At 60.5% G+C, this 8,047-nt stretch carries 6 protein-coding genes; 5 read left to right on the forward strand and 1 reads right to left on the reverse strand.

The window, feature by feature from the left end:
- A partial coding sequence (locus tag PGX04_RS21200; RefSeq protein WP_273740324.1) for an MFS transporter occupies positions 1–1,052 on the reverse strand: 1,052 nt, incomplete at its 3' end.
- 305 nt (positions 1,053–1,357) lie between these two features.
- On the opposite strand from PGX04_RS21200, the gene PGX04_RS21205 reads away from it, so the two are divergent.
- From PGX04_RS21205 to PGX04_RS21225, 5 genes are all read left to right on the forward strand, one after another.
- Positions 1,358–2,371, forward strand: coding sequence for a TAXI family TRAP transporter solute-binding subunit (locus tag PGX04_RS21205; protein ID WP_377043186.1), 1,014 nt, complete (start codon positions 1,358–1,360; stop codon positions 2,369–2,371).
- Positions 2,372–2,413: 42 nt separating this feature from the next.
- Positions 2,414–4,486, forward strand: coding sequence for a TRAP transporter permease (locus tag PGX04_RS21210; RefSeq protein WP_273740326.1), 2,073 nt, complete (start codon positions 2,414–2,416; stop codon positions 4,484–4,486).
- 282 nt (positions 4,487–4,768) lie between these two features.
- The gene (gene citZ, locus PGX04_RS21215) at positions 4,769–5,917 is read left to right on the forward strand and encodes a citrate synthase (RefSeq protein WP_273740327.1); all 1,149 of its coding nucleotides are present in this window, start codon (positions 4,769–4,771) and stop codon (positions 5,915–5,917) included.
- 541 nt (positions 5,918–6,458) lie between these two features.
- Positions 6,459–7,565, forward strand: a complete 1,107-nt coding sequence (locus tag PGX04_RS21220) for an acyltransferase (protein ID WP_273740328.1) — start codon at positions 6,459–6,461, stop codon at positions 7,563–7,565.
- A gap of 249 nt (positions 7,566–7,814) precedes the next feature.
- On the forward strand, positions 7,815–8,047 hold a 233-nt coding region (locus PGX04_RS21225), incomplete at its 3' end, for a gamma-glutamylcyclotransferase family protein (RefSeq protein WP_273740329.1).

Here is an 8,047-nt window from a genome sequence, read left to right on the forward strand (position 1 = left end):
GGTGCGACGAGCGCACCGCTGGTGAGCGCGAGTTGGCCGCCCGCGGTCGCACCGCCCATCTCGTCCGCGCTGACCAGTGTCGCCATGACGGAGTAGTAGACGCCGGTGTAGCCGAGCACGAAGAAGCCAAGGACGGCGAACGCGATCGCGGCACCGCGTTCGGTTGTCGTCGACGCGACGACGACGAACATGACGGCGCTGCCCAGCGTCTGGGCGACGAGCAGCGATCCGATCCTGACGCGGGGCTCTCCCGGTAAGACGTCGCTCAGCCAGCCGGTCAGCACGCGCCCGACGCTCCCGAACAGCTGGACGAGCGCGAGGACGACGCCGCCGAACGCGACGGACGCGCCGATGGACTCCTCGACGTAGAGGACCGTGTAGCCGGTGGTCGTGAAGAGGGCCGCCCCGAGAAAGAGGCCGGCGGTCGTCAACACGACGTACGGCCGGTTCGAGAGCAACGCGCCGAAGTCGGGATAGTCGGCCGTCCCGCCACTGCCGTCGCTCGAGTAGCCGACGTAGAACACGACGGCGACGACCGCGCCGACTCCCGCGGCGACGAGAAAGCCGGCTCGGTGGAAGAGCGCTCCCGCGAGACCGGTGACCAGGAGCGCGCTGATACCGCTCCCCCCGGTGACGCCGACCTGCTTGATCCCCATCGCGAGGTTCTGGCGGCCCGGCTCGATCCGGTCGAAGACCGCCTTGTTCGTCCCGGGGATCGCGGTCCCGTACAGCGATCCGAGGACGAACACCGCCGCGAGCAACAGGGCGTACGTCGGTGCGCCGGCGACCAGGAGACTGCCCGTCGCGAGACCGACGAGACCGACCGTCAGCGTCAGCCGTTCGCCGAACCGATCGGTCAGCGCGCCGAGTGGCAAGAGAAAGACGGCATAGCCGAGAGTGAGGGTGGTGACGACGATTCCGACCGAGAACCGAGAGAGCCCGAACGCGTCCCGGAAGAACGGTGTCGCGGCGAAAATCGTATAATAGCAGATACTTGCGGCGATCTGCCACATCGTGACGAGCGACACCGTTCGCCAGTACGACCGATCCATTGACGCGGATTCTTGGGAAACCATTTAAAAAAGAGTGCCGTTCTCGCCGTCTCAGTGCCGTGAAAATGACTGTCCTATCATTAATATATTACTATTTTTAACTGTGCTGGTCATATATTAAATACGTTATTGTATGCTACAGTGCTCTTAACGCAAGTTATGAGATGATTATCATCGCGGAACTTATAATGTATAAATACAGATACTATATGGAATTTTTAGCGCGCAACAACACATTTTTATACTGGTAATCGAAACGGAAGCTGTGTATGTGTGCTAATACCAATCAAAATAGACGAGACGTGCTGAAGGGCGCTGCGACAGTGGGTGTCATCAGTATGGCCGGATGTCTCGGTGGGGACAGCGACACAATCACCGTCACGATCGGCGGGACGTCTTCTGATAGTTCGACGCAAGCAGCGGGGCAGGCGCTCGCTCGCGCCGCACAGCAACACAGCGACGTCGTCGATATCTCCGTTCAGGTGACGGACGGGTGGACGGCGAACCTTCGCGAGTACGACGACGGGAACATCCCCGCGATGGGCGTCGACAACAACTCCATTTCGAAGGCGATGAACGACGATGCCCCGTTCGAGGAGAACCCGGTCGACTCGCTCCCTCACCAGGGATTCATGTTCACGTCGCTGCAGATCCACATGGTCGGCCTCGAGGGCAGCGGTCTCGAATCGACCGCGGACCTGCAAGACGGCGGCTACACGATCTACCCGATCCAGCCCGGCTTTGGGACCCGTCTGCTGACGGAAGAAATCCTCAAGGATGCCGGCGTCTGGGAACCGAACGAGATCAACAACGCGGACACCGGCGACATTCCCGGCCAGGTCGAGGAAGGGAACATTGACGCGCTCTGTCTGTACGGCGCGAACGGCGTCGAACTCTCCGGCTGGTGTCAGAACGTCGACGTCCGTAGTAGCGAGGGGCTCAACCTGCTCGAGGTCGACGACGACTTCAAGCAGGCGATCGAGGACCACTCCGGTGCGCTGCTCGAGGAGTTCGAACCCTACGGCTACGAGCAGGACGTGACGCAGTACACCGATACGGTCACCTCGTGGTCGCTCGCGGCACAGTGGGCGTTCAGTCCCGACATTCCCGCCGAAGCGACCAAAGAGATCGCTCGCCTCTCGAACGAGCACCACGACACGCTCCGCGAAGCGGACTCGACGACGCTCGAATTTACTCCCGAAGCAATGACGCAGACGGTCATGGAGGGGCTCGAGGTCCACGAAGGGGTCGCCGAGTTCTTCGAAGAGAACGACGTCTGGGACGACGCCTGGACGCGCGGTGAGGCCTCCGAGGAATAATTTCCGCCGAATACTCCGATCCCCCATTTCGATAATTGACAAATGGTAAAAAACGACGAGAGTACTGACGATATCAGAGGCGCCGACCAGTCAGATATCCCAACACCTGCTGACGAGGACATCCTCGATACCAGCGCACCCCTGACGGTTGCCGACGGACTCCGGGGCAAGTTCGAGTTGGCAGTGATCCTCGGATCGATCCCGTTCTGGCTGCTGGTTTTCTGGTTTTCCAGAACGCAGATGATGGACCGAGGTCGATACGGCATTCTCTTCCTCGGCGGGGTCCTCCTGTTGTACCTGCTGATCGAACTCCCGTACACGATCGAGGAGAAGAACTGGCTCGAAACGGTGATGCTGACCGCTTCAGGTGGGATAGTATCCGTCGTGACGGTGTATCTGTTCGCCTTCTACACCGACGTGGTCTATACTCGCGCCGGTCAGGCCTATGACTACGAGATCATACTCGCACTCGCGATTTCGCTGGTGGTGATCTACCTCACGTGGCGATCGTTCGGCATGACATTCCTGATCGTCGTGCTCGGCGGTATCGGGTACGGGTTCGCCGGACCGTACCTCTCGGGAACGCTTAGCCACGGTGGGCTCACCATCGAGCGAACACTCCGAATTCTCGCCATTAGCGGTGACGGTTTCTACGGCTTTCTGACCCAGCTCGTCGCAGCCTGGATCGCGCTCTTCCTGTTATACGCCGGGCTATTGAAGGCATATGGTGCGTTCGGCCTCATCCTCCGGATCGCCGTTCGATCCGCCAAGTACATCGATTCCGGGATCGCACAGACCGCGGTCCTCGCGAGCGCCATCATCGGATCGGTCAACGGAAGCCAGACCGCAAACGCGGGCATGACCGGCTCGTTCACGATTCCACTCATGAAAAAGAGCGGCATCAAGCCCGAAACCGCCGGCGGGATCGAAGCGGTCGCGTCGACATCGGGTCAGGTGCTGCCGCCCGTTATGGGTGCCGGTGCCTTCATCATGGCCTCGCTGATCACCGGCGTCACGTACGGGAACGTCATTATTGCCGGTCTCATTCCCGCAGTGATCCTCGTGGTCTCGATCTTCATCGCCGTCCACTACGTCGCGGCTCCCCAGATCAACGATCCCTCGATGAGCGGTCTGTTCGACGACAAACTGAGTCGGAAAGAGGGGATTCTCGAGTCGACCAAGTACGGCCTGCCGTTGCTCCTACTGGTCTACCAGCTCGGTATCGTCCAGGTGACGGTGATGACGGCGGCACTACAGACGGCCGTTGCCATGATCGCGCTCGGACTCCTGATTCCACTTATCGACACGGCACTCGAGGGCGGGAGTCTCGGTGCGACACTGATCCATACCCTCAAACAGACGCTCGAGGGCTTCCGTCAGGGCGTCATCGTGCTCGCACCGATCGCGATCATTCTGGCGGCGATCAACGGCGTCGTCGATATCCTGATGGCGACCGGTGTCCCGACGGCCATCTCGCTCACGCTCATGGATCTCTCCGGCGGTATTCCCCTCATCGCATTCTTCCTCGCGATGGTTATCTGTATCCTGCTCGGTCTCGGGATGCCGACGACAGCGTCCTACACCGTCGTCGCGCTGTTGATCGCGCCGACGCTCATCAATCAGTTCCTCATCCCGGATCTCGCCGCGCACTACTTCGTCTTCTACGCGGCGATTCTGGCGGGACTGACGCCACCGATCGCGACGTGTGTCGCGGTCGCGACGGGAATCGCCGGCGGTGATTTTTGGCGGACCTGCGTCGAAGCGATCAAAATCTCCGCGCCGCTGTTCGTTCTCCCCTTTGTGTTCGTCTACCATCCGGCTGTCGTCTCCGGCGAGTTCTCCGCGGCCTCACTGAGCGCCGGTGCGATCGCGCTTCTGGGTTCTATCGCAATCATTCACGGGATCAACTACCGGTTCACGTTCGATCGCGGCGCGACGTTCGGCCTCAGGCTCGTCTTCGCCGTGGCCGGTATCGTCGCGATGGTTCACCCGGTACAGATGGTCCAATTCGGTGCGCTCGGGCTCGTCATCGTTCTCTATGGCCTTCAGACGACGCTCAAGCGGCCTGAACCGGCCGGGTCGGTCGCCGGTGCCGGTCGCGGCGGCCAGCCCTGACCGAATTCGGTGAGCTGTCCCGTACGAGGCCATTTCGACCCGTTCTAGTCGAAATCGTTTCCCCGCCATTCCGGCATCGCGACGGGATCGGTATTCAATCGAGGTTCACGAACGACAATTACAGTACTCCGTCCGGATATCGACTGACTGTCCGTTCGTTCGATCACGAAACAAGCATTCGTCTGTAGTCGTAAAACCGGCAAAATATGTACAATCGATGTGCCGACCGCCGTCACCCGATAAACGATAATACTTTTCCATTGGGGTCCGAAATCCCTGAGTATGTCTGACGACCTCAAGAAAGGGCTCGAGGGTGTGTTGGTCGCCGAATCGGGACTCAGTTCGATCGACGGCGACGTCGGTCGACTGATCTACCGCGGCTACACGATCGAGGACCTCGCTCGCGGCGCGAGCTACGAGGAAGTGCTCTACCTGCTCTGGAACGGTCACCTGCCGTCCGAGGACGAGCTCGAGCCGTTTACGGCCGCACTCATGGACGAACGCGAGGTCGACGACGACGTCCTCGCGACGATGGAGAAGCTCGCCGCGGCCGACGAGCAGCCCATGGCCGCGTTGCGGACTGCGGTTTCGATGTTCTCGGCCTACGAACCCGAAGCCGAGGCCGACCCCGACGATCTCGATGCGACGCTTCGGAAGGGGCGTCGCATCACGGCCAAGATCCCGACCGCGCTCGCGGCCTTCGAGCGCTATCGCCTCGGCGAGGAACCCGTCGACCCCGACCCCGATCTGGGCCTCGCCGCGAACTTCCTCTACATGCTGACCGGCGAGGTGCCGGACGACATCGCCGCCGAGACGTTCGATCAGGCGCTCATCCTCCACGCGGATCACGGCCTGAACGCCTCGACGTTCACCTCGATGGTCATCGGCTCGACGATGGCCGACATCTACAGCGCCGTCACCGGCGGTATTAGTGCCCTCTCCGGGCCGCTCCACGGCGGCGCGAATCAGGACGTCATGGAAGTCCTCATCGAGATCGACGAGAGCGACCTCGACCACCGCGAGTGGGTCGAACAGGCCACCGAGCAGGGCCGGCGCATTCCCGGGTTCGGCCACCGCGTCTACAACGTCAAGGACCCTCGCGCGAAGATCCTCCAGGAACGCAGCGAGGAACTCGCCGAAAACGGCGAGGACAAGTGGTACAACTACACCACCACCATCGAACAGTACCTCACCGACGAGAAGGGGCTCGGCGAGAAGGGGATCGCCCCGAACGTCGACTTCTACTCCGGTTCCGTCTACTACCAGCTCGGCATCCCGATCGACATGTACACCCCCATCTTCGCCATGAGCCGCGCCGGCGGCTGGATCGCCCACGTCCTCGAGTATCAGGAGGACAACCGACTCATTCGCCCGCGCGCCCGCTACACCGGGCCGCAGGATCAGGAGTTCGTCCCGCTCGAAGAGCGATAACCCGCGACTCGCGGTTCCCGGGCATCGTTCGGTACCGGCGCTCCTCGAGCCGTCACCGCCGTCTCTTCACGCTCATTTTCGCGGCTTCACTCGGAGCTCGCTTCGATCACAGTCACTCGGGCCGCACAGATGCGTCTCGATCACTGCATCCGAATCTGTAGTTCTCCTCTCGAGCATCGATAGCCAGGTGGAAACGATCTCGAGACGGCATTCGTTTCGATCGGTTGGGTGTGATAGTCAGACGCTAAACACTGTCTAAGCGAATGTAATTCGGGCAAATCCGTGGGTAGCGTGTAAACGGTGACTGTCCTTATTCAGCTTGTACACGGTCTGACGAGCCGTATGAGAGGACGAATTGAGAGTGTGAGGCCGTCTCTCCCCCTGATCATGTCCGACGTAGCAGCGTATTCGCTCTATTCGGGCACGCAGACGCGAAACTGCGGCAAACCGGAGTTCGTACTGAACGTGAACGCGTCCGTCGGTCAGCGGCCCGTTCACTCGAATCGAGAACCCACGAACGAAACGGATTCGAGGCCGAATAATGTCTGAGCGCATCTCCAGTATCGACGCAACGCGAATCGTTGCGATGGTCGGTGTCGTCGTCATACACACGAATCCGTTCGAGGGATTCGGACTGTACGGCAATCTCGCTAACTTCCTGATAGAATCTACCGCGCGGTTCGCCGTCCCGTTCTTTTTCATGGCGTCCGGGTATTTTTTCGCCCTCAAAATCGCTCGCAGCGATCCGACTACCCAGTTTCTCAAACGAGTGTCCGATATCTCTTCGCTCTATCTGTTCGGGCTACTGCTCACGTTTCCGGTTTTCCTCGCGGGAACGGCCGTCCAGGCCAGCGTCGAAAATCGCGATATCGTAACCAGCGTCGTCCACGAGCTGGCTGCGTTTGTCTCACCGGTCGAACTGATTTACTACGGGACGTCCGTCTCCGAGATACTGTGGTTCTTCCCGGCGCTACTCTTTTCGTACCTGCTCATCTATCTCTGCATTAATCACGGTCTGAGCGCGTATCTGTTGCCGATTTCGCTCGGATTTCATCTCGTCGGACTTCTCGGCTCGAGCTATACGATGTTCGTTGACGTTCCGTTCGCGATCAGAGACGGCCTGTTCTTCGGGTTCTTCTACACGAGCCTCGGCTACTCCATCTACTCGCACGAATGGCAGCCGGCTGCCGATCGAAGCACGCTCTATCTCGGATTGACCGTCCTCTTCGGCGCGCTCCATATCGGTGAACGATACGTACTGGGCTACGTCATCACTGAAAGCACCGTTGCGCAGGGCGTCTATTGGGCGAGTTATACGATCGGAACTGCGCTGGTTGCCGTCTCGCTGTTCGTCTTCCTCCTCTCTCGGCCGGATCTCGGAACGGACACCGCGGTACCGTCGTGGGGACGGAATTATGCCGTCGGTATTTACGTTGCACATCCCCCCGTGTTATACGTTCTCGAGAAAGGAGCCGAAGCGCTCAGTGCGAGCGGTTACGAGATACAAAACACGATCCTCTGGCACCTCGTGTTGACGCCTGCAACCTTCTTTGGGGCCTTGCTACTCTATCTGATCGTTTCGAAACTAAGACCCATTCGCGTCGGTGGGTTTTCCCTGCCAAGAGGAAACTGGATGCAAAACAGATAGCGTTCGACCTCCGGACTGTTCCATCCGCGCTGTCTGCGGCGCTCCGCTTTGCTGCGGTGCCGGGGACGAGTATCGTCCCGATAGAATCGGTTCACACCGACTGCGCGACCACTATGCGATCCGTGCGTACTGCTGTCCCGAGCTCCGCTCTCGTCCGATGGCCGCCCGCGATGGTGTTGCCCCGAGACAGTCGTATCGGAATCGATCGAACGTCGGTACGCGCAAGTCACTCGAGCCACGATAACCGATATGCCCGTTTTCGTGTACGGAACGCTGACCAAACGGGAGCGAGTCGCGACCGTCCTCGGGGACGACGCCCACTACGAGTTCGCCGGCCGCGCAACGCTCGAGGGGCTCCACCGGGTCGACGGTCGGTATCCAACGCTCGTGCCCGGCGGCAGCGTCGACGGACGATTGCTCGCGGTCGACGCTGCGGACCTCGAGCGCCTCGATCGGTACGAGGGCGTCGAGCGCGGGCTGAG

This window comes from Natrinema soli (genome assembly GCF_028618695.1).

Excerpts from the sequence above, each read along its gene's own strand:
- PGX04_RS21220 (WP_273740328.1), top strand. The coding sequence starts at position 6,459 with ATGTCTGAGCGCATCTCCAGTATCGACGCAACGCGAATCGTTGCGATG.
- citZ (WP_273740327.1), top strand. The coding sequence starts at position 4,769 with ATGTCTGACGACCTCAAGAAAGGGCTCGAGGGTGTGTTGGTCGCCGAA.
- PGX04_RS21210 (WP_273740326.1), top strand. The coding sequence starts at position 2,414 with ATGGTAAAAAACGACGAGAGTACTGACGATATCAGAGGCGCCGACCAG.